At 70.1% G+C, this 20,819-nt stretch carries 21 protein-coding genes; 12 read left to right on the top strand and 9 right to left on the bottom strand.

The genetic code is table 11. From position 1 onward, the window contains the following. Positions 1-5: 5 nt before the first annotated feature. From ZRA01_RS10280 to ZRA01_RS10265, 4 genes are read left to right on the top strand one after another with little or no spacing between them, the layout of a single operon-like run. Positions 6-1,055, top strand: coding sequence for a glycosyltransferase family 9 protein (locus tag ZRA01_RS10280; protein ID WP_141351828.1), 1,050 nt, complete (start codon positions 6-8; stop codon positions 1,053-1,055). Continuing rightward, a complete protein-coding gene (locus ZRA01_RS10275; RefSeq protein WP_141351826.1) occupies positions 1,052-2,134 on the top strand; it encodes a glycosyltransferase in 1,083 nt (360 codons plus the stop codon). Before ZRA01_RS10280 ends, ZRA01_RS10275 begins: the two co-directional genes overlap by 4 nt. Beyond that, positions 2,131-3,204 carry a glycosyltransferase gene (locus ZRA01_RS10270; protein WP_141351824.1) on the top strand — a complete coding sequence of 358 codons (1,074 nt, stop codon included), beginning with the start codon at positions 2,131-2,133 and terminating at the stop codon, positions 3,202-3,204. Before ZRA01_RS10275 ends, ZRA01_RS10270 begins: the two co-directional genes overlap by 4 nt. Continuing rightward, on the top strand, positions 3,201-3,944 hold the full coding sequence (locus ZRA01_RS10265; protein ID WP_141351822.1) for a polysaccharide deacetylase family protein: 744 nt from the start codon (positions 3,201-3,203) through the stop codon (positions 3,942-3,944). Before ZRA01_RS10270 ends, ZRA01_RS10265 begins: the two co-directional genes overlap by 4 nt. Before the next feature lie 36 nt (positions 3,945-3,980). Here ZRA01_RS10265 and ZRA01_RS10260 read toward each other — a convergent pair whose 3' ends face one another. The 5 genes from ZRA01_RS10260 to ZRA01_RS10240 form a co-directional block, all read right to left on the bottom strand. Further along, entirely contained in the window at positions 3,981-4,502 is a 522-nt protein-coding gene (locus ZRA01_RS10260; RefSeq protein ID WP_141351820.1) for an IclR family transcriptional regulator, read from the bottom strand. Positions 4,503-4,620: 118 nt separating this feature from the next. After that, positions 4,621-5,805 carry a class I SAM-dependent rRNA methyltransferase gene (locus ZRA01_RS10255; protein WP_141351818.1) on the bottom strand — a complete coding sequence of 395 codons (1,185 nt, stop codon included), beginning with the start codon at positions 5,803-5,805 and terminating at the stop codon, positions 4,621-4,623. 96 nt (positions 5,806-5,901) lie between these two features. Further along, positions 5,902-6,552, bottom strand: coding sequence for a DUF484 family protein (locus ZRA01_RS10250; protein WP_141351816.1), 651 nt, complete (start codon positions 6,550-6,552; stop codon positions 5,902-5,904). Positions 6,553-6,587: 35 nt separating this feature from the next. Further along, on the bottom strand, positions 6,588-7,424 hold the full coding sequence (gene dapF, locus ZRA01_RS10245) for a diaminopimelate epimerase (RefSeq protein WP_141351814.1): 837 nt from the start codon (positions 7,422-7,424) through the stop codon (positions 6,588-6,590). Continuing rightward, positions 7,421-7,834 carry a CoA-binding protein gene (locus ZRA01_RS10240; protein ID WP_141351812.1) on the bottom strand — a complete coding sequence of 138 codons (414 nt, stop codon included), beginning with the start codon at positions 7,832-7,834 and terminating at the stop codon, positions 7,421-7,423. The genes dapF and ZRA01_RS10240 overlap by 4 nt, the downstream gene beginning before the upstream one ends. Positions 7,835-7,920: 86 nt before the next feature. On the opposite strand from ZRA01_RS10240, the gene sppA reads away from it, so the two are divergent. Further along, a complete protein-coding gene (sppA, locus tag ZRA01_RS10235) occupies positions 7,921-9,753 on the top strand; it encodes a signal peptide peptidase SppA (RefSeq protein WP_141351810.1) in 1,833 nt (610 codons plus the stop codon). Positions 9,754-9,931: 178 nt separating this feature from the next. On the opposite strand, the gene ZRA01_RS10225 is transcribed toward sppA, so the two are convergent. Both ZRA01_RS10225 and ZRA01_RS10220 read right to left on the bottom strand, forming a co-directional pair. After that, positions 9,932-10,276 carry a DUF2782 domain-containing protein gene (locus ZRA01_RS10225; protein ID WP_141351806.1) on the bottom strand — a complete coding sequence of 115 codons (345 nt, stop codon included), beginning with the start codon at positions 10,274-10,276 and terminating at the stop codon, positions 9,932-9,934. Between the two features lie 203 nt (positions 10,277-10,479). Beyond that, positions 10,480-11,205 carry an LOG family protein gene (locus ZRA01_RS10220; RefSeq protein WP_141351804.1) on the bottom strand — a complete coding sequence of 242 codons (726 nt, stop codon included), beginning with the start codon at positions 11,203-11,205 and terminating at the stop codon, positions 10,480-10,482. 61 nt (positions 11,206-11,266) lie between these two features. On the opposite strand from ZRA01_RS10220, the gene polA reads away from it, so the two are divergent. The 7 genes from polA to ZRA01_RS10185 all read left to right on the top strand — a co-directional run bounded on the left by polA (position 11,267) and on the right by ZRA01_RS10185 (position 19,119). Further along, positions 11,267-13,987: a DNA polymerase I gene (polA, locus tag ZRA01_RS10215; RefSeq protein WP_141351802.1), complete on the top strand. Its 2,721-nt coding sequence runs from the start codon at positions 11,267-11,269 to the stop codon at positions 13,985-13,987. Between the two features lie 144 nt (positions 13,988-14,131). Continuing rightward, the gene (locus ZRA01_RS10210; protein ID WP_141351800.1) at positions 14,132-14,644 is read left to right on the top strand and encodes a DUF2242 domain-containing protein; all 513 of its coding nucleotides are present in this window, start codon (positions 14,132-14,134) and stop codon (positions 14,642-14,644) included. A gap of 89 nt (positions 14,645-14,733) precedes the next feature. Next, positions 14,734-15,954 carry a lytic murein transglycosylase gene (locus ZRA01_RS10205; protein ID WP_371859296.1) on the top strand — a complete coding sequence of 407 codons (1,221 nt, stop codon included), beginning with the start codon at positions 14,734-14,736 and terminating at the stop codon, positions 15,952-15,954. Continuing rightward, complete coding sequence (queF, locus tag ZRA01_RS10200) at positions 15,954-16,787, top strand: NADPH-dependent 7-cyano-7-deazaguanine reductase QueF (protein WP_141351796.1); 834 nt, start codon at positions 15,954-15,956, stop codon at positions 16,785-16,787. Before ZRA01_RS10205 ends, queF begins: the two co-directional genes overlap by 1 nt. A gap of 7 nt (positions 16,788-16,794) precedes the next feature. Beyond that, positions 16,795-17,844, top strand: coding sequence for a UDP-N-acetylmuramate dehydrogenase (murB, locus tag ZRA01_RS10195; RefSeq protein WP_141351794.1), 1,050 nt, complete (start codon positions 16,795-16,797; stop codon positions 17,842-17,844). A 57-nt stretch (positions 17,845-17,901) separates the two neighbouring features. Beyond that, positions 17,902-18,468 (top strand): hypothetical protein, encoded by a 567-nt coding sequence (locus tag ZRA01_RS10190; protein ID WP_141351792.1) that lies wholly within the window; start codon positions 17,902-17,904, stop codon positions 18,466-18,468. A 291-nt stretch (positions 18,469-18,759) separates the two neighbouring features. Continuing rightward, positions 18,760-19,119: a cupin domain-containing protein gene (locus tag ZRA01_RS10185; RefSeq protein WP_141351790.1), complete on the top strand. Its 360-nt coding sequence runs from the start codon at positions 18,760-18,762 to the stop codon at positions 19,117-19,119. Between the two features lie 15 nt (positions 19,120-19,134). On the opposite strand, the gene ZRA01_RS10180 is transcribed toward ZRA01_RS10185, so the two are convergent. After that, complete coding sequence (locus tag ZRA01_RS10180) at positions 19,135-19,797, bottom strand: YiaD family glycine zipper/OmpA-like lipoprotein (RefSeq protein ID WP_141351788.1); 663 nt, start codon at positions 19,795-19,797, stop codon at positions 19,135-19,137. 94 nt (positions 19,798-19,891) lie between these two features. After that, positions 19,892-20,779 carry a YihY/virulence factor BrkB family protein gene (locus ZRA01_RS10175; RefSeq protein ID WP_170182938.1) on the bottom strand — a complete coding sequence of 296 codons (888 nt, stop codon included), beginning with the start codon at positions 20,777-20,779 and terminating at the stop codon, positions 19,892-19,894. Positions 20,780-20,819: the final 40 nt, after the last annotated feature.

Raw genomic sequence — 20,819 nt, 5'->3', positions numbered from 1 at the left:
GACCCATGACGCACCGCATCCTCATCGTCCGCACCTCCGCCATCGGCGACGTGGTGTTCGCCTCGGCGCTGCCGGGGGCGATCCGCCGCGCTCACCCCGACGCCCACATCGCCTGGCTGGTGGAGCCGGGCATCCACGAGCTGCTGCTGGCCGACCCGGACATCGACGAGGTCATCACCTGGTCGAAGGCCGAGTGGGTCAAGCTGTGGAAGTCCGGCCGGCGGCTCGAGCTGCTGGGCCGCGTGCGCGCGCTGCGGCGCGAGCTCCACGCCCGCCGCTTCGACATGGCCCTCGATCTGCAGGGGCTGATGAAGAGCGGCTTCCTCACCTGGCTGTCCGGCGCGCGGCGGCGGGTCGGGCTGGGCTCGAAGGAGGGCAGCCAGCTGCTGATGAGCGAGGTGATCCCCCGCGGCGGCGAGCAGGCGCGGATCGGTTCGGAGTACAAATATCTCGCCGAGCAGCTCGGTTTCGACGCGGGCGATTTTCTGCCCACGCTCAAGGTCTCGCCGCCGGCCGAGGCAGGCGTGCTCGGCAAGCTCGCCGCCCACGGCCTTGCGTCCGGCAGCTACGCGGTGCTGGCGCCCTTCACGACGCGCCCCCAGAAGCACTGGTTCGAGGACGCCTGGCAGGCCCTCGCACCGCAGCTCATCGACGCCACCGGCCTGGTGCCGGTGATCCTCGGTGGCCCGGCCGATGCCGAAGCGGCGGCCCGCATCGCCGCGGCCGACCCGCGCATCGTCAATCTGGCCGGCCAGACCCGTCTGCCCGAGGCCGTTGCGGCAATCGCCCATGCGGCGCTGCTCATCGGCGTGGACACCGGCCTCACCCACATGGGCACCGCGCTGGCGCGGCCGACGGTGGCGATCTTCGGCTCCACCTGCCCGTATCAGAACACCGGCCGGCCCACCGGCAGCGTGATCTGGCTGGGCCTCGAATGCTCGCCCTGCCGGCGCCGGCCCACCTGTGGCGGCAAGTTCACCTGCCTGCGCGACATCACCCCGGCGATGGTGCTGGAGCGGGCCCGGGCCATGCTGGCGGCCGGGGAGGGCGCATGAAGATCCTCCACGTCGAAGCCGGCAAGCACCTGTATGGCGGCGCCCGCCAGGTGCTCTACATCGTCGAAGGCCTGGCGGCGCGGGGCGTCACCAACCTGCTGGCCTGCCCGGCGGGCAGCGAGATGGCGCGCCAGCAGCCAGCCGGCACCCGGGTGGTGGCGATGAAGATGGGCGGCGATGGCGACATCGGCATGGTGACTCGCCTCGCCAGCCTGATCCGCGCCGAAAAGCCCGACCTGGTGCACCTCCACAGCCGCCGCGGCGCCGACACCTGGGGCGGCCTTGCCGCCAGGCTGGCGGGCGTGCCCTGCGTGCTGTCGCGGCGGGTGGACAACCCCGAGTCGCGCCTCGCGGTGGCGCTCAAGTACCGGCTCTACGACCACGTGATCACGATCTCCGAGGGCATCCGCCAGGTGCTGCTGTCGGAGGGCCTGGCGCCCGCCAAGGTGAGCTGCGTGAGGAGCGCAGTCGATGCAACGCCCTACCTGGCGCCCGTCGATCGCGCTGCCTTCTGCGCCGAGTTCGGGCTGCCGGCCGACGCGCAGGTGGCCGGCGTGGTGGCCCAGCTGATCCCGCGCAAGGGGCACCGCTACCTGCTGGCCGCGCTGCCGGCGCTGCTCGCCCGCCACCCGGCGCTCAAGGTGCTGATCTTCGGGCAGGGGCCGCTGGAGGCCGAGCTGCGGGCCGAGGTGGACGCCGCCGGCCTTGCCGGTGCGGTGCGCTTCACCGGCTTCCGCCACGACCTGCCGCGCTGGCTCGGCGGGCTCGACATGCTGATCCACCCGGCCGACATGGAAGGCCTCGGGGTGTCGCTGCTGCAGGCTTCCGCCGCGGCGGTGCCCATCGTCACCAGCCGGGCTGGCGGCTTGCCCGAGGCGGTGCAGGACGGCGTCACCGGCATTTTGTGCCCGCCGGGCGACGTGGCGGCGCTCGGCGCGGCCATCGACCGTCTCGCCGGCGACGCGGCCTTGCGAGCGCGTTTTGGCGCCGCCGGGCGAGCGCGCATCCTCGCCGAGTTTTCCATCGACGCGATGGTGGACGGCAACCTGCGGGTCTATCGCCAGGTGCTCGGGCGATGAAGATCATCACCGTGCTCCGCAGCCTCAAGAGCGGCGGCGCCGAGCGGCACGCGCTGCAGCTGATGAAGGGCCTGCGCGCCCGCGGCCACGAGGCGCTCTACGCTGGCCCGATGCAGGGCTGGCTCGGGCAGCAGTTGCGGGCCGAGGGCTTTGGCGGCATCGACCTGCCCCTCAGCGGGCTCTACGATCTGCCCTCCGTCGTCCGCCTGGCGCTCTACGCGCGCCGGGTCGGGGCCGACCTGATCCACGGCCACCTCACCCGCGGGGCCTGGTACGCCGGGCTGGCCGCCAGGCTGGCCGGGCTGCCGAATGTCGCCACAGCCCATTCCGACAACGCCGGCAAGCACTTCGGCCGCGCCGACCGGATCATCGCGGTGTCCCAGGCGGTGGCGGATTTTCTGGGGCGGGAGGGCTACGAGCCTGCGCGCATCCGCATGGTTCACCACGGCATCGCCGACCTCGCCGCGCGCCTGCCCGCCGGGGCGCGGGAGGCCACCCGGCGCAGCCTCGGCCTGGCTGTCGATGAGCCTGCCTTGCTGATGGCCGCGCGCATCGTCCCGGCCAAGGGGCACGACACGGCGCTGCGGGCGCTGGCCCGGCTCACCGACCAGCCCTGGACCCTGCTCATGGCCGGCGATCACCACGGCGATCTCGGCCCGCAGACGCAGGCCCTGGCGCAGGAACTCGGGATTGCCGGGCGGGTGCGCTTCCTGGGCCTGCGCGAAGACGTGCCGGCGCTGATGGCCGCCTCCGACGTGCTGCTCGCCCCGTCCCGCCGCGAGGCCCTGTCGCTCACCTTGCTCGAAGCCTCGGCCTGCGGGCTGCCCATCGTCGCCACCCGCGTCGGCGGCATCGGCGAGGTGGTGGAGGAGGGTGCCAGCGGCTTTCTGGTGGCGCCCGACGACCCGCCGGCGCTGGCCGCCGCCATCGCGCCGCTGCTCGCCGATGCGGCCCTGCGCGCCCGCTGCGGGGTGCGGGCCCGGCAGCGCTTCGAGGCCGGCTTTCTTGAGGACGCGATGTTCGACAAGACCGTGGCGGTCTACCACGAAGCCTGCGGAGGCCAGCGATGACGCGCGTGCACATCCTCATGTACCACCGGGTCGGGCAGTTCCCGGGGCGGGTCAAGGCGCACGGCGCGCTGTATTGCCACCTGCCGCGCTTCAAGGCCCAGATGACGATGTTCCGCCTGCTCGGCTACACGGTCGTCAGCCTCGACGACGCGGCAGCCGGGCTGCGGGGCGACAAGCCGCTGCCGGCGCGCCCGCTGGTGCTCACCTTCGACGACGCCTACGTGGATTTTCTCGACAACGCCGCGCCGGTGCTCAAGGCCCACGGCTACCCGGCCACGGTGTATGCGGTGAGCGGGCTGGTCGGTGCCACCTCGAGCTGGGATGCCGGCGTCGGCCCCGAACCCGCGCCCCTGATGACCGCCGCCCAGCTGCGGGAAGTCCAGGCCATGGGCTTCACGATCGGCTCCCATTCGGTCAGCCACCCGCGCCTGGCCCAGGCCGACGACGCGCGCATCCGCGCCGAACTCACCGGCAGCAAGGCCGCCCTCGAGGACATGCTCGGCCGCCCGGTGGATCACTTCTGCTACCCCTACGGCAGCCACGACATCCGCGCCGTCGAGGCTGCAGCCGAAGCCGGCTACGTCACCGGCACCACCTGCGTGCGCGCTGCGGCGACGCCGGCCGACGATCTGCTGGCCCTGCCGCGCAAGGCCGTGGCTCGCGGCGACGACGTGTTCGGGGTGGCCTGGAAGCTGCTCGCCAAGAACATCGCCAAGCACCCGCAGATCCGCCGCGCTTGAGCGTGTGCCCGTGGCGGGTACTCCCGCCGTGCAGGTTCAGGCCGCGGCGCGCATCATCACCGTACGCACCCGGTCGGCGGTGGCGATGAAGTCGGGCAGGTTCTCGTCGTCGAAGGGCTGCAGGCACAGCGCGGCGGCCTTGGCGGTGATGGTCAGGCCACCCTTGGCATCGCGGCTGATCCAGCCGTTCTGGATCAGGTGGCTCACCTTGCGGCGCACCGTCTCGCGGGGGATGCCGGTGGATGAGCTGATCGAGAAGGCGTTGCAGGGGCGCAGCGGCAGCCGGTCGAAGGCGTCGCCGTAGCAGCGCAGCGCCGCCAGGGCGTTCTCGTCGAAGCCGAAGCCGCCCACGTTGTAGAGGCCGACTTCACCCAGCACGATGGGCAGCAGCAGGTCGCCGTCGAAGGCCGAATAGAGCCGGACGAGGTAGCGCAGGTTGTAGCGCGCCAGCAGCAGGGCGGCGACGCGGCTTTCGCCCGGTGCCTCGATCTCGCTGGCACGGGACACCTGGCTGGAGAAGCTCGGCATGGTCATGCCGGGGGGCGGGAAGGTGTTCATTTGTATCTCCTATGAATGCCCAAAACAGTTATTTGGTAACATTAATTAACCATTCATATGGAGCATACACAGCTCTTTGGCATGTGTTAGGACAAAAGCACCCGCCCCCGGGACTTTGTCACACTTGGCAGGCCAGCCCCTTCAAGTACTCGCCTTCGGGCACGGCCAGACCAATGGGATGGTCGGGGGCGGCGGAGAGCCGATGCATGATGCGTGCCTCCACGCCCACGTCGGCGGCGGCGCCGGCAACGATCTTCTGGAACAGCTCGAGGCCGATGCCGCCGGAGCACGAATAGGTCATCAGGATGCCGCCCGGGTTGAGCAGGCGAAAGCCCAGCAGGTTGATGTCCTTGTAGGCGCGGGCCGCCCGGTCGGCGTGGGCCGCCGAGGGGGCGAACTTGGGTGGGTCGAGGATGATCAGGTCGAACTTGCGGCCCTCGGCCTTGAGGGTGCGCAGGGCCTGGAAGACGTCGTCCTCGCGCCATTCGGCACGGCTGGCGTCGAGCTGCGGGTTGAGCGCCACGTTGCGCGCGGCGGTGGCCAGCGCCGGGCCTGACGAATCGATCGACACCACGCTCTTGGCGCCGCCGGCGAGGGCCTGCAGCGAGAAGCCGCCGGTGTAGCAGAAGCAGTTGAGCACGTCGCGGCCGGCGGCGAGTTGGCCGGTGAGGAGGCGGTTTTCGCGCTGGTCGAGGTAGAAGCCGGTCTTGTGGCCGCTGACCACGTCGACTTCCATTTTCACGCCGTTCTCGACGATGGTGAGCAGCTCGGGCAGCTCGCCATACACGATGCCGCTCTGGGGGCCGAGGCCTTCGAGGCGGCGTACGTCGGAGTCCGAGCGCTCATACACCGCGCTGCAGCCGGTGGCCTGGATCAGGCCGGCGACGATGGCGTCGCGCCATTTGTCGGCGCCGGCGCTGGTCAGCTGGACCACCACCACCTGCCCGAAGCGGTCGGCGATGACGCCCGGCAGGCCGTCGGATTCGCCGTGGATCAGGCGCACGCCGTCCTGTTTCGCCAGCCACGGGTGGGCCGCCCGGCGTGCCACCGAGGCGGCTACCGCGCGCTTGATGAAGGCGTGGTCGATGGACTGGTCGCAATCGAAGGTCCACACCCGTGCGCGGATCTGCGATTCGGGTGACCACGCGGCCCGCGCCAGCGCCCGCCCGTCGGCGTCCTTGACCAGCACGGTATCCCCCGGCCGCGCCCGCCCCTCCAGCCGCTCCACCGAGCCGGCGAAGATCCAGGGGTGACGACGGATGACGGAGCGCTCTTTACCAGGTTTGAGAATCAGGTCGGCCATGATGGGGAGTGGGAGGTGGGGAGTAGGAAGTGGGAAAACCGGGAGGCTGCCCCGGGCCGTGTGGCGTGCCCCCTGGCAAGGGGGGCGGGTCGCCCCTCAGCCGAGCTGGCGGACGAGGGCGGCGGAGATCATCTCGCCGAGGCGGCTGACGTAGAGCGTGCCCATCTCGGGGTAGAAGCGTTCCGGGTCTTCGCTGCCCAGGGCCAGCAGGCCGAAGGTCTTGTCCTCACGGCGCAGCGGCACCAGGGCCACCGAGCGGATCAGCCGGGAGGCGGGGCCGAACCAGGCGTTGGCCTCGTGCACGGCGGGGGCGCCGCAATAGGGCTGGACCATGTCGCCGGTGAAGTAGCGGACTTCCTCGCCTACCGGCAGGAACTCGGGGCCGCCGCGCGACAGCACGCTGTTCCAGACCCGGAAGGCCACGTGGGGCACCGCGAAGTCTTCCTGCAGGTGGGTGTAGATGGCCTGGCGGATGGACTCGAAATCCTCGGCCTCCAGCAGCGAGACGCAGAAGCGGTGCACCTTGTCGCCGATGGCGTCGTTTTCTTCGCCGAATTCGAGGAGTTCGGCGAACTTGTTCTCGAGCTGGGCGATCCGCTCGCGCATCGCGATCAGCTGCCGCTCGGTGAGGGAGATGGCCTGGCCCGTGTGGGGGTGGGTCACCGTGAGTTCGGTCAGCAGCGTCGAGTTGTCGTCGAAGAAAGCCGGGTTGGCCTGCAGGAACTGGATGACGTCGGAAGCTTTCATGGCGATGGCCGGGTTGTTGCGGTTGGGCGCGGGGTTCAGGGTAGGGTGAGCTCGCCGGTGAAGACGGTGACGGCCGGGCCGGTCATCATCACCGGGGTGCCGACGCCGCCCCAGGCGATCGTGAGCTCGCCGCCGCGGGTGGCCACGCGCACCGGCGAGGCCACCAGGCCACGCAGGATGCCGGCCACCACCGCCGCGCAGGCGCCGGTGCCGCAGGCCAGGGTTTCGCCGGCGCCGCGCTCGAAGACGCGCAGGCGTACGTTGTGCTCATCCACCACCTGCAGGAAGCCGGCATTGACCCGCGCCGGGAAGCGCGGGTGGTGTTCGATCTGCGGGCCCTGCTCGGCCACCGGGGCGGTGTCGACGTCGGCCACCACCTGCACCGCGTGGGGGTTGCCCATGCTGACGGCGGTGATCGCCACGGTGGTGCCGGCCACGTCGAGGGGCTGCACCCAGGCGTCGGAGTCGCTGACGAAGGGCACGTCGGCGGGCTTGAGCACCGGCACGCCCATGTCGACGGTCACGTTGCCGTCGTCCTCGAGGTGCGGGGTGATGATGCCCTTTTGGGTCTCGACACGGATCTCGCGCTTGTCGCTGAGGCCCTGCTCGAAGACGAAGCGGGCGAAGCAGCGTGCGCCGTTGCCGCACTGTTCGACCTCGCCGCCGTCGGCGTTGAAGATGCGGTAGCGGAAATCCACGCCCGGGGTCTGGGCGGGTTCGACCACCAGCAGCTGGTCGCAGCCGACGCCGAAATGGCGGTCGGCCAGCCAGCGCACCTGGTCGGCGCTGAGGCGGATGTCCTGGCGTACGGCGTCGATCATCACGAAATCGTTGCCGAGGCCGTGCATCTTGCTAAAGGCGAGCTTGGTCATGGGATAAAATCCAGGTAGTCACGCCACACGCAGCGGTCCATCACCACGGTGATGCCTGCTGCGCGGGCCTTTCGGGCGGCTTCTTCGTTCACGACACCATCCTGCAGCCACAGGCGCTTGACGCCGAGCGCGATGCATTCGTCAACAATGGGGCCGACCTCGTCGGCGTTGCGGAAGACATCCACCAGATCCACCGGAAAGGGGATGTCCGACAGGCGCGCGTAGGCTTTCTCGCCGAGCACTTCGGTGACGGCCGGGCGCACCGGCACGATTCGGTAGCCGAAGCCCTGCATGGCGCGGGAAACCCGGTAGCTGGGGCGTTCGGCTCGCGGCGACAGGCCGACGACGGCGATGGTCTTGACCTCCCGCAGCAGGCTGCGGATCTGGTCGGGCGTGGGATTGGCAGACATGGCCGGATTCTACCGGATTGGCAGCCGGCGGATGCTTCGGGCACGTCGGGCCGCCGCAGCACGATGCAGGCATTTTGGAGAGCAGCATGGAGCACAAAGCACGGCCAGGTTTCATCAGAAGAACGCTGTCGGGTATCTGGCGGGCCCTCGACCGGATCCGGCAGGCCAGCCTCAACCTGATCTTCCTGGCGGTGGTGGCCTTTCTGGTGGCCGGCTGGCTGGCGAGCCGTCCGGCGCCGCTGCCGCCGGATGCCGCGCTGCTGATCGCCCCCAAGGGGCAGCTCGTCGAGCAGCGCAGCGTCAAGTCGCCGATGAGCCTGCTGCAGGGGGGCGACGGCGTGCATCAGGTGTTGCTGCGCGACGTGGTCGACGCGATCCGCAGCGCGGCCACCGACAGCCGCGTCAAGGCGCTGGTCATCGAGACCGATGGCCTTTCCGGCACGAGCCTGGCCAAGCTCGAGGAGATCGCCGCGGCGATCGACGTCTTCCGCCAGACGGGCAAGAAGGTGCATGCCTGGGGCCGCCACTTCGACCAGGCCCAGTACCACCTGGCGGCCCACGCCGACGAGGTCTTCCTCAACCCGGACGGCTACGTGCTGCTCACTGGCTTCGCTCGCTATCCCACCTACTTCAAGGGCTTGTTCGACCAGGCCGGCGTGAAGATGCAGGTCTTCCGGGTCGGCACCTACAAGTCCTTCGTCGAGCCCTACACCCGCAGCGACATGTCGCCTGAAGACCGCGAGGCGACCCGGCTCTACCTCGACGCAGCCTGGCAGGCCTACCAGGCCGACATCGCCGCGGCCCGCCCGAAGGCAGCGGCTGGCCTGGCCCGCTACGTGGCCGACGCGCCGGCCCAGCTCGCCGCCGCCGGGGGCGACGCAGCGGCGATGGCCCGCTCGGCCGGCCTCGTCGATGGCCTCAAGACGGCCGACGAGTGGCGTTCGCACCTCGTCGGCCTGTTCGGCAAGGGCGACGAGGCCCGCGGTTTCAAGCACGTCGAGATGTCCACCTACGTGGCCCGCCTGCGCGAGGAGGCGCCCCAGCGGGCCGACAAGATCGGCGTGGTCGTGGCTCAGGGCGCCATCGTCGACGGCGAGCAGCCGCCGGGCAGCGTGGGCGGCGATTCGGTGGCCGCGCTGATCCGCCAGGCCCGCGAGGACGACGCCGTCAAGGCCGTGGTGCTGCGCGTCGACAGCCCGGGGGGCAGCGCCACCGCCTCCGAGGTCATCCGCCGCGAGCTCGAGCTGACCCGCCGGGCCGGCAAGCCGGTGCTGGTCTCGATGGGCTCGGTGGCGGCTTCCGGCGGCTACTGGATCAGCATGGCTGCCGACGAGGTGTGGGCCAGCCCGACCACGCTCACCGGCTCGATCGGCATCTTCGCGATGCTGCCGGATCTCTCCGGCCCCTTCGGCAAGCTGGGGCTGGCGGTGGATGGCGTCGGCACCACGCCGCTGGCCGGCGGCGTCGACCCGCGCCGGCCCCTCGATCCGCAGATCGCCAGCCTGCTCCAGCAGAGCATCGAGCACGGCTACAAGCGCTTCCTGGGCGTTGTGGCAGGCGCCCGCAAGATGAGCCCGGAGGCCGTCGACGCGGTTGCCCAGGGCCGCGTGTGGCTGGGCAGCCAGGCGCTGGAGCGGGGCCTGGTGGACAAGCTCGGCGGGCTCGACGCGGTGCTCAAGGCCGCCGCCGCCCGTGCCGCGGTGGCCGACTACGAGGTGAGCTACATCGAGAAACCCCTGTCGCCCCGCGACCAGCTGCTGGTGCGCCTGCTCAGCAACGACGACGAGAGCGAAGCCGCCCAGCGCCGTCCGTCGATCGCCGAACAGGCGCTGGCGCGGGTCCGCACCGAGCTCGAGGGCCTGGCCCTGTGGAACGACCCCGGCCACGTGTACCTGCACTGCCTGTGCGAGGCACCCTGAGGGTTGCGCTTGAAAGCAGAACAGGCCGGAGTGATCCGGCCTGTTTCATTTGCGGCATCTGCAGCGCGCGGGCTTCTCAAGGAAACGCAGGGCCGCCCCACGTTTCCTTGCCCCCCACGGGGGGCGTGCTGGGGGGAGCGCGGCCCTGGGGGCGCTCAGCAGCCCGGCGGTGCGGCGCTTACCAGCGCTTGATCACCCACTTCGGCACGCGCACGCCGGCGTCCTGGGCGTCACGGCGGGTGAAGTCGCCGTTGCCGACGTCGTCGTAGAGATAATAGGGCACGCCGTGGGACGGGGTGACCTTGACCATGTAGAGCTGGCCATTGACCCGGTATTCCTCGACGGTGTCCTCACCCTTTTTGGTGATGGTGACCTGGGGCTCGAGGGCCGGGTCGAGTTCGAGGCCGGGGGGCGGCGGGGGCGGCTCGGGCAGCGGCTCGAGCTGCCGGGGCTGCTGGGCCCAGGCGGTGGCCGCGAAGATCAGCGCGGCGAGGCTTGCGATAGTGGGTGCGACACGGCTCATGGGAGTCTCCTGGTTATGCCGCGATTGTAACCCGCGCCGCCGTGGTGCTTGCTGCGGCGAACTCTTGAGAAACATGCAATGTTTCTCCGTCCACGCCGAGGCCGGCATGGCCTTGGAATGCTCTCAAGGAAACGCAGGGCTGCGCCAGGTTTCCTTGCCCCCCTGCGGGGGGCGGCCTGGGCGGCGCCCGGCCCTGGGTGCGCTCAGAGGTTCAGCATCAGTTCGTGTTCTTCGGGCAGCGGGAGGAAGCCGCGGGTCTGGTAGTGGTTGAAGATCGCATCGACCACCTTCTCGGGCTCGTCGATCACCTGGATCAGGTTCATGTCGTCGGGGTGGATCATGCCCTCGCTCACCAGTGTGGTCTTGAACCAGTCGAGCAGGCCGTTCCAGAAGGCCGACTCGACGAGGATCACCGGGATCTTGCGGCTCTTGCCGGTCTGGATCAGGGTCATCGCCTCGAGGAGCTCGTCGAGCGTGCCGAAGCCGCCGGGCATCACCACGTAGGCCACCGCGAACTTCACGAACATGAACTTGCGCGCGAAGAAGTGCTGGAAGGTCTGGGAGATATCTTGGTAGGGGTTGGCCTGCTGCTCCATCGGCAGCTGGATGTTGAGGCCGACGCTGGGCGACTTGCCGAAGTAGGCGCCCTTGTTGGCCGCCTCCATGATGCCCGGCCCGCCGCCGGAGATCACCGAGAAGCCGGCGTCCGAGAGCTGGCGGGCGATGCGCTCGGTCTTCTCGTAATAGGGGTGATCGGGCTTGGTGCGGGCGCTGCCGAAGATCGACACCGCCGGGCGGATCGGCTTGAGGCGCTCAGTGCCCTCGACGAACTCTGCCATAATCCCGAAAATCCGCCACGATTCCCGGGCCGTGAAGCCCTGCGCCGCCGTGCTCGGCATCATCGGCGGGAGTTTGTCTTTTGCAGTCATTATTCTTGTAAGGAGTGAGGGGTGAGGGGAGCGGGCCGCCGCCTCTTCAGCCTGCGTGCCCATGCCTACCTTGTTGCTCGTCGACGGCTCCAGCTACCTGTACCGTGCCTTCCATGCCCTGCCTGATCTGCGCAACTCGGCGGGCGAGCCCACCGGCGCGGTGCGTGGCGTGCTTTCCATGCTACGTCGCCTCGAATCCGACTACAAGGCGGAATACCGGGCCTGCGTCTTCGACGCCAAGGGCAAGACCTTCCGCGACGACTGGTTCCCCGACTACAAGTCTCACCGCCCGCCGATGCCCGACGACCTGCGGGCCCAGATTGAGCCGCTCCATGAGGCGGTGAAGGCCGAAGGCTGGCCGCTGCTGATGGAGGAGGGCGTCGAGGCCGACGACGTGATCGGCACCCTCACCCGCCAGGCCGTCGAGGCCGGCTGGGAGGTGGTGATCTCCACCGGCGACAAGGACCTCACCCAGCTCGTCCGCCCCGGCGTGCGGTGGGTGAACACGATGAGCGAGGAAGTCCTCGACGAGGCCGGCGTCACCGCCAAGTTCGGCGTGCCCCCCGAGCGCATCGTCGATTACCTGACGCTCGTCGGCGACACCGTCGACAACGTGCCCGGCGTCGAAAAATGCGGCCCCAAGACGGCCGTCAAGTGGCTCACCGAATACGGCACCCTCGACAACCTCGTCGCCAACGCCGACAAGGTGGGCGGCAAGGTCGGCGAAAACCTGCGCAAACACCTGGATTTCCTGCCGCTGGGCCGCAAGCTCGTCACCGTGGTCACCGACCTGCCGCTGCCCGTCGGCCCAGCCGACCTGCCGGCCCGCGCAGACGACAAGGAAGCCCTGGCGGCGATCTACCGGCGCATGGAGTTCAAGGGCTGGCTGAAGGAGCTCGAGGAGGGCGTCCATCGCCCCGTGGCGCCCGCCGCTGCAGCCGAACCTGCCGCGCCCCAGGGCGAACCCGGCGCCCACCGCAGCGGCTACGAAACCCTGCTGTCGTGGGACGCCTTCGACGCCTGGCTGGCCCGCATCAACGCCGCTGAACTCACCGCCTTCGACACCGAAACCACCGGCCTCGACCCGCTGGCGGCGCGCTTGGTCGGCATGTCGTTTGCCACCACCGAGGGCGAAGCCGCCTACCTGCCGCTGGCCCACACCTACGCCGACGCCCCGGCCCAGCTGCCGCTCGCCGAGGTGCTCGACAAGCTGCGCCCGTGGCTTGAATCCGACACCCACCGCAAGCTCGGCCAGAACCTCAAATACGACGCCCACATCCTGGCCAACCACGGCATTGCGCTGGCTGGTATCGCGGAAGACACCCTGCTCGAATCCTACGTGCTCGAGAGCGACAAATCCCACGACATGGATTCCCTCGCCAGCCGCCACCTGGGCCTCAAGACCCTCACCTACACCGAGGTCTGCGGCAAGGGCGCCAAGCAGATCGGCTTCGGCGAGGTCGAGCTGGCCCGCGCCACCGAATACGCCGCCGAAGACGCCGACATCACCCTGCGCCTGCACAACGCGCTCTCCGCCCAGCTCGCTGCCGAGCCCGGCCTCGCCGCGCTGTACCGCGAGCTCGAGCTGCCCACCGCCCGGGTGCTCTTCGAGATGGAGCGCACCGGCGTGCTGATCGACGACTTCCTGCTCGCCCAGCATTCCGAAGAGCTCGGCCGCCGCCTCCACGCGCTGGAGCTGCAGGCCCATGAGCTCGCCGGCCAGCCCTTCAACCTCGGCTCGCCCAAGCAGCTCGGCGAGATTTTGTTCACCAAGCTCGGCCTGCCGGTGGTCAAAAAAACAGCCACCGGCCAGCCGTCGACGGATGAAGACGTGCTCTCCCAGCTCGCCGAGGATTACCCGCTGCCCAAGCTGCTGCTCGAGCACCGCAGCCTCGCCAAGCTCAAGAACACCTACACCGACAAGCTGCCGCAGATGGTCAACCCGCGCACCGGCCGCGTGCACACCAGCTTCAGCCAGGCGGTGGCCGTCACCGGGCGGCTCGCCAGCTCCGAGCCCAATCTGCAGAACATCCCGATCCGCACGCCGGAGGGCCGCCGCATCCGCGCCGCCTTCATCGCCCCGGCCGGCCACAGGATCGTCTCGGCCGACTACTCCCAGATCGAGCTGCGCATCATGGCTCACCTGTCGGGCGACGCCGGCCTCACCGGCGCCTTCGCCCGCGGCGAGGACGTGCACCGCGCCACCGCCGCCGAGATCTTCGGCGTCACGCCGCTCGAGGTGACCGGCGAGCAGCGCCGCTACGCCAAGGTGATCAACTTCGGCCTGATCTACGGCATGAGCGCCCACGGCCTGGCCAAGAACCTCGGCATCGAGCGCGCCGCCGCCGCCAACTACATCGACCGCTACTTCGCCCGCTACCCGGGCGTCGCCGCTTACATGGAGCGCACCCGCCTCGAGGCCAAGCAGCAGGGCTACGTCGAGACGGTGTTTGGCCGCCGCCTGCACCTGCCCGACATCCGCGCCCAGCAGGTCGGCCGCCGCCAGGCCGCCGAGCGCGCCGCAATCAACGCGCCGATGCAGGGCACCGCCGCCGACCTCATCAAGAAGGCGATGATCGCCGTGTCGGCGTGGCTCAAGGCCAGCGGCGTCAAGTCGCGCCTGATCCTGCAGGTGCACGACGAGCTGGTGCTCGAGGTGCCCGACGCCGAAGTCGCGCTGATCCGCGAGCAGCTGCCGCGCCTGATGGCCGAGGTGGCGCAACTTTCCGTGCCGCTGCTTGCCGAAGTCGGTGTCGGCGCCAACTGGGACGAGGCGCATTGAGCGCCCCGAGGGCCGGGCTCCGCCCAGTCTGCCCCCGTGGGGGCAAGGAAACTTCGGGCGGCCCTGCGCTTCCTTGAGAGCCACGCAGCCCGCAGGGGCGGCCGAGTCAGCCCCTAACACGCTTCAAATCGAGTACCGCCACCCATGCGTCACCGTTTCACCCTGTTTTTGCTGAGCCTTGCCCTGGCAGCCTGCAGCAGCCTGTCGTCCAAGCCCAAGGATGAAAGCTACAAGCTCGAGAACTTCACCCCCGATTCCCCCTACGAGCAGTCCTTCGAGGTGGGGCCGGCCGCCGCCTGCGAAGCCGGCCGGCGGGCCCTGCTCAGCCAGGGCTACCTGATCGACGAGAGCAAGGTGGACGCGGTGCGCGCTCGCAAGTATTTCCAGCCCGACCGCAGCACCCAGGTCCAGCTCACCTTCAGCCTGTTCTGCCTGGCCGAAGGCGACGGCGCCGCGGTGTACGCCAACGTGCGCCAGGTGCGCGAGGAGCTCAAGGCCGGCTCGGCCAGCACCGGCCTCAGCGTCACCGGCATCGGCTCCCTGTCGCTGCCCTTCGGCGGCAACAACGAATCCCTGGTCAAGGTGGGCGAGGAAACCGTCACCGACGCCGAATTCTACGGGCGCTTCTTCGCCCTCATGCAAACCTTCATACGATGAAACAGCCCGGCTTTTCCACGCCCACTGACGGGGCGACTTGTAGGGGCGACTTCAGTCGCCCGTCCGCGCGCGATACCCGGCGCCGTTCATTGATCGACGTCCGCGGGCGACTGAAGTCGCCCCTGCAGGGCGTGGCCCTGGCCCTGCTCCTCGCGTCGGCTGCACATGCCGCCGACGCGCCCGACCCGGCCCGCTTCGCGCCCTGCGTGGCTGAACTCAAGGCCGCCGCGGTCGCTCGGGGCGTCTCGCCGGCCGGCTACGAGCAGCTCACCGCCGGTCTCGCGCCCGACCTCAAGGTGCTCGACTTCCTCGACTACCAGCCCGAGTTCCGCACGCCCATCTGGGACTACCTCTCCGGCCTCGTCGACGACGAGCGCGTCGCCGACGGCCAGGCCATGCTCAAGACCTGGCGCGACACCCTCGCTGCCGTGGCCGCGCGCTACCGGGTCGACCCGGCCACGGTGGTTGCCGTATGGGGCGTCGAGAGCAACTTCGGGCGCAACTTCGGCTCGCGGCCGCTGCTCACCTCGTTGTCCACGCTCTCCTGCTATGGGCGCCGGCAGGCCTACTTCCGTGGCGAGTTCTTCGACGCCCTCAAGATCGTCGATGCCGGCGACGTGAAGCGTGAGCAGCTCACCGGCTCCTGGGCCGGCGCCTTCGGCCACACCCAGTTCATGCCGTCCACCTTCCTGCGCCTGGCCGTCGATTTCGACGGCGACGGCCGCCGCGACCTGGTGGGCAGCGTGCCCGACGCGCTGGCCTCCACCGCCAACTTCCTGAAGAAGGCCGGCTGGCGTGACGACGAGGTGTGGGGCTTCGAGGTGCGCCTGCCCGCCGGCTTCGACGCCAGCGGCGCCGGTCGCCGCAACAAGCAGCCGCTGGCCACCTGGAGCGCCCGCGGCCTCACCCGCATCGACGGCAGCCCGCTGGCGGGCGAGGGCAATGCCGGCCTGCTGCTGCCCGCCGGCGCCAAGGGCCCGGCCTTCCTGGTGTTCCGCAACTTCGACGCGATCTACGGCTACAACGCCGCCGAGAGCTACGCGCTGGCCATCGCCCACCTCGCCGACCGCCTGCGCGGCGGCGGCCCTTTCGCCACGCCCTGGCCCACCGACGACGCCGGCCTGTCCCGCGCCGAGCGCCGCGAGGTGCAGACCCTGCTGGTCGCCCGCGGCCACGCCATCGGCAGCGTCGACGGCATGCTCGGCGACGCCAGCCGGGCCGCCATCCGCGTCGAGCAGCAGCGCCTCGGCCACGCCGTGGATGGCCGCGCCGGCCAGAAACTCCTCCGCGCCCTCAAGGAAAACCGCTGATGAGCACCGCCCCCGAAGCCTCGCCCCTGGGCAAGGCCGTCGCCTACGCCGAGCACTACGACCCAGCCCTGCTGTTCCCCATCCCGCGCCAGGGCAAGCGCGCCGAGATCGGCATTGCCGAAGGCGCGCTGCCCTTCGTCGGCGAGGACATCTGGAACGCTTACGAACTCTCCTGGCTCGACCCCCGCGGCAAGCCGGTGGTGGCGCTGGCCCACTTCATCGTGCCGGCCACTTCGCCCAACCTGATCGAGTCCAAGTCGCTCAAGCTCTACCTCAACTCCTTCAACCAGACCCGCCTGGCGGGTGTCGATGAACTCGTCGCCACCCTCACCCGCGACCTCTCGGCGGCCGCTGGCGCCCCGGTGCTGGTGCATGTGGCGCCGCTGTCGACGCGCCCCCAGCGCCCGATGGGCTACCCCAAGGGCATCCTGCTCGACGGGCTCGAGATCGACGTGGACCTGTACACCCCCGAGCCCGCGCTGCTTTCGGCCGACACGAGCCGCGCGCCGGTCACCGAAACCCTGTATTCCCACCTCCTCAAGTCCAACTGCCTGGTCACCGGCCAGCCGGACTGGGCGATGCTGGTGGTGCGCTACACCGGTGCCCCGATCGACCGCGAGGGCCTGCTGCGCTACATCATCTCCTTCCGCCAGCACAACGAGTTCCACGAGCAGTGCGTCGAGCGGGTGTTCGTCGACATCCTGCGCCAGTGCCAGCCCAGCGCCCTGTCGGTGTTTGCCCGCTACACCCGGCGCGGCGGGCTCGACATCAACCCCTACCGCCGCACCCCCGGCACGGCGGTGCCGGCCCCCTTCGCCGAGATCCGGCAGTAAGCCTTCCATGAGTTCATCCCAGCCCGACCTGCTCCAGCGCGACGTCGCCCTCGACGCCTTCAACACCCTGCGCCTGCCGGCCCGCGCCGCGTGGTTCGCGGCGGTGCACGACGTGGACCAACTCCGCGCCATCCTCGAAGACCCGCGCATCCAGGGCCTGCCGCGGCTGGTGCTGGGGGGCGGCTCCAACCTGGTGCTGGCCGGCGACTTCGACGGGCTCGTGCTGCAGGTGGCCTTCAAGGGCCGCAGCCGGGTGCAGGAGGATGCCGACGCCTGGTACATCCGCGCCGGTGGCGGCGAGAACTGGCACGACTTCGTGCGCTGGACGCTGGAAATGGGCTGGGCCGGCCTCGAGAACCTGTCCCTCATCCCTGGCACGGTGGGCGCCGCGCCGGTGCAGAACATCGGCGCCTACGGCCTCGAGCTCGCCGAACACTTCTACAGCCTGCGCGCCTACGACCTCGAAACCGGCAAGACGGTGGGTTTCGACAAGGCCGACTGCCACTTTGCCTACCGGGACAGCTTCTTCAAGCGGCATCCCGGCCGCTACCTCATCGGCGCCGTCACCTTCCGCCTGCCCAAGGCCTGGCGCCCGGTCACCGCCTATGCCGACGTGGCCAAGGCCCTGGCTGCCGAAGGCATCGCGCAGCCGACGCCGCTGCAGGTATCGGATGCCGTCATCGCCATTCGCCGCGCCAAGCTGCCCGACCCGGCCGAGATCGGCAACGCCGGCAGCTTCTTCAAGAACCCGGTGGTGTCCGCCGAGGCCCACGCCCGCCTCGCCGCCCTGCACCCGGGCATGCCCCATTACCCCCAGCCCAACGGCCGCGTGAAGCTCGCCGCCGGCTGGCTGATCGAGCAGGCCGGCTGGAAGGGCCGCCGCCTCGGCCCGGTGGGTTGCTACGCGCGCCAGGCGCTGGTGCTGGTGAATCACGGCGGGGCCCGCGGCGCCGACGTGCTGGCCGCCAGCCAGGCGGTGCGCGCCGACGTGTTCGCCCGCTTCGGCGTCGACCTCGAGCCCGAGCCGGTTTTCGTGGGTGGCGCGGCGCCGGGCTAAAGCTTTCCGGCGGGGTGCCGAAGAACCGTTGATATCCACCGAGTCCCGGAGAACCCCATGACCGTTAGTGAAGACCGGCGCGGCAGCAGCGCCCACAGCCCCGACCTCGACTGGAGCCAGGTACGCGAAACCGTGCTGATGCTCGAGCTCGCCGTCGGGCAGATCGAATCCGCCCTCAAGGAAGGCAACAGCTCGGTGGAGGTCCTCACCGACTCCTTCACCTCGATGGCCGGCTACATGCGCATGATGGGCTCGGCTCTCGAGCAGCTGCCCGACACCCCGGCCACCGCCCAGCTCAAGGAATCACTCATCGGCCACGCCGGCGAAGTGGCCGGCCGCGTGCAGCGCTCCATCGTCGCCTTCCAGTTCTACGACAAGCTCAGCCAGCGCCTCGCCCACGTCTCCCACAGCCTGCAGGCCCTCGGCACCCTGGTCACCGACCAGCGCAAGCTTTACAACCCCTTCGAGTGGGTCGCGCTGCAAGAGAAGATCCGCGCCAAGTATTCCACCCGCGAAGAGATCGACATGTTCAACGCGGTGATGCAGGGCATGCCGGTGCAGGAGGCGCTGGAAAACTACAAGGCCGAGATGAAGGACAAGGGCGACGACGTCGAGCTGTTCTGAAACATGCCAATAGCGCTACTGCGCGGCCCCATCTCGCAACTCCGGTGCTCGCGGTACTGCAGTACAGCTCCGCTTCTCATTGCGACCTCGGGCCGCTCGCCACGCGCTCCTGGCATGTTTCGGCCGGTCCTGGTTTTGTGGTCGGCGGGGGTATAACGGGCCTTGCCGTTGCCCGCAACGGGCAGGCCGTTTTGTAAGCGGAAGATATTCCTGTCGGGCCGCGCTTCATGCCATCGTGCAAAGGCCGTACACTGCGTGGCTCATCGTTCTCAGCTGCCTCGCCCCGCCGCAATGCCGCCCGTCATCCACTTCTCCGACCCCGCCCCCGCTCCCGTCGAAGACCGCCCCGCGGCCAGCCGGGCGATCGGCACGCCGCCCCTGCGGCTGACCTCCGAACGCTACAGCGCCGAGGGCGGCGCGCTCTCGGTCGGCGACTGGGAGTGCGAGCCCGGCGCCTGGCGGATCGCCTTCCACCCGGGGCGCCACGAGTTCTTCCAGGTGCTCGCCGGCCGTCTGCGCATCGTCGACACCGCAGGCAACGGGCGCGAGTTCGGGCCCGGCGACGCGGGCATCATCCCGGCGGGCTTCATCGGCACCTTCGAGGTGATCGAGCGGGTGACCAAGCGCTACGTGATGCTCGACCGGGCCTGAGCGCCCGGTCTTCCCTCAGCGGGCCGGCGCGGCGGCGGCGGCTTCGGCAACAAAGATCTCGATGCGGCGGTTCTTCGCCCGGCCGGCTTCGCTGCCGTTGTCGGCAACCGGCTCGCGGGCGCCGCGCCCGGCAGTCTCGATGCGGCCCGGAGCCACGCCGCGGTCGGCCAGGTAGCTGCGGGCGCTGGCGGCGCGCTCCAGCGACAGCGGGTTGTTGATGGCGTCGGAGCCGGTGCTGTCGGTGTGGCCGATGATGCGCAGATTGGTCGCCGGGTTGTCCTTGAGGGTCTGGGCGAAGCGGTCGAGGATGGGCCGCATCTCGGGCTTGATCGCCGCCTTGCCGGTGTCGAAGGAGATGTCGCTCGGGATCTCCAGCTTCAGCTGGTTGTCGGCGGTGCGGGTCACGTCCACGCCGGTGCCGGCGGCGGCCTGGGCCATCGCCTGGCGCTGGGCCTCCATGCGCTGCGACCAAACATAGCCGCCCAGCGCGCCGACGCCGGCCCCGATGGCCGCGTCCCGGCCGGTCTTGTTGCCGCCGGTGCTCTTGCTGATGACCGCTCCGCCCAGCGCGCCAATGCCGGCGCCTATGGCCGTGTTGCGCTGGGTTTCGCTCATGTTGGCGCAGGCCCCGAGGACCAGGGTGGACAGCAGGGGAAGAATGACGAGGCGTGATTTCATGGGTGTTCTCCGTTGTTGCGCGATGGGTGTGTTGCCCGGCAGCTGACCGCCGCCGGGCCGAAAGGTGCCCGGGGCCGGCCCGCGGGGCATGTGCTCAAGCCTGGCTTTCGGGCGTCGTCGGGCGGGGCGCCGGCTGCTGCACGCGCAGTACGCAGGCGCCGTACAAAAAGATCTGCGCCGACCAGTAGATCCACACCAGGATCGCCGCCAGCGAGCCGGCCGCGCCGTAGGCTGAGGCGACGCCGGTGCGCGCCAGATAAAGGGCGATCAGGTAGCGGCCCACCGCGAACAGGCCGGTGGTGACGGCCGCCGCCGGCAGCGCGTCACGCCAGCGGATGCCCTTCTGCGGCGCCAGCCGGGCCAGCAGCAGCGCAAACAGCGCGGCGCTGGCGGCGTTCACAACCACCAGATCGACGATGCCGGCCAAGGCCCCGAACCCGGCCCGACCCTCGCCGAACCAGGCCAGCGCCGCGCTCATCGCCGCCTCGGCCATCAGCGTCACGGCGAGCAGGAAGCCGACCCCCAGGGCCAGCGCAAAGCCGGTGAGGCGCCCGATGATCAGCCCACGCAGGCCGGCGCCGGGGCTGTCTTCCGCCCCCCACAGGCGCCGCAGCGCCGCCTGCAATTCAAGAAACACCGCGCTGGCGCCCACCACCGTGGTGCCGATGGCGATCCAGGCGGCGATGCCGGGGCCGCTGACCCGCGCCAGCGCCGCGTCGGCGAGGGATTTCATGGCCTTGGCCTCCGATTCGCCGAAGAAGCGCTCGAGATAGGCGTAGATCGCCGCATGGGCCTCGTCGGTGCCCAGCAGCAGGGCCACCCCGGCCGTCACGACGACCAGCAGCGGCGCCAGCGAGAACAGCGTGTAGAAGGCCACCGCCGCCCCGTAACGTGGGCCGTCCCGCTGGATGAAGCGCTTGCCGGCGGGCAGCAGGCTGTCTGCCAGGCCGCGCCAGCCGCCGGGTGGGGTTTGTGTGCTCATCGGGTGATCCTTCGTGCGGCCCGCCATCCGCCCGCCGGTG

Origin of the sequence: Zoogloea ramigera, from assembly GCF_006539865.1 — a bacterium.
Taxonomy (GTDB): Bacteria; Pseudomonadota; Gammaproteobacteria; order Burkholderiales; family Rhodocyclaceae; genus Zoogloea; species Zoogloea ramigera.
The sequence above is the reverse complement of the archived record's forward strand: the minus strand, read 5'-3'. Positions and strand labels throughout refer to the sequence as shown.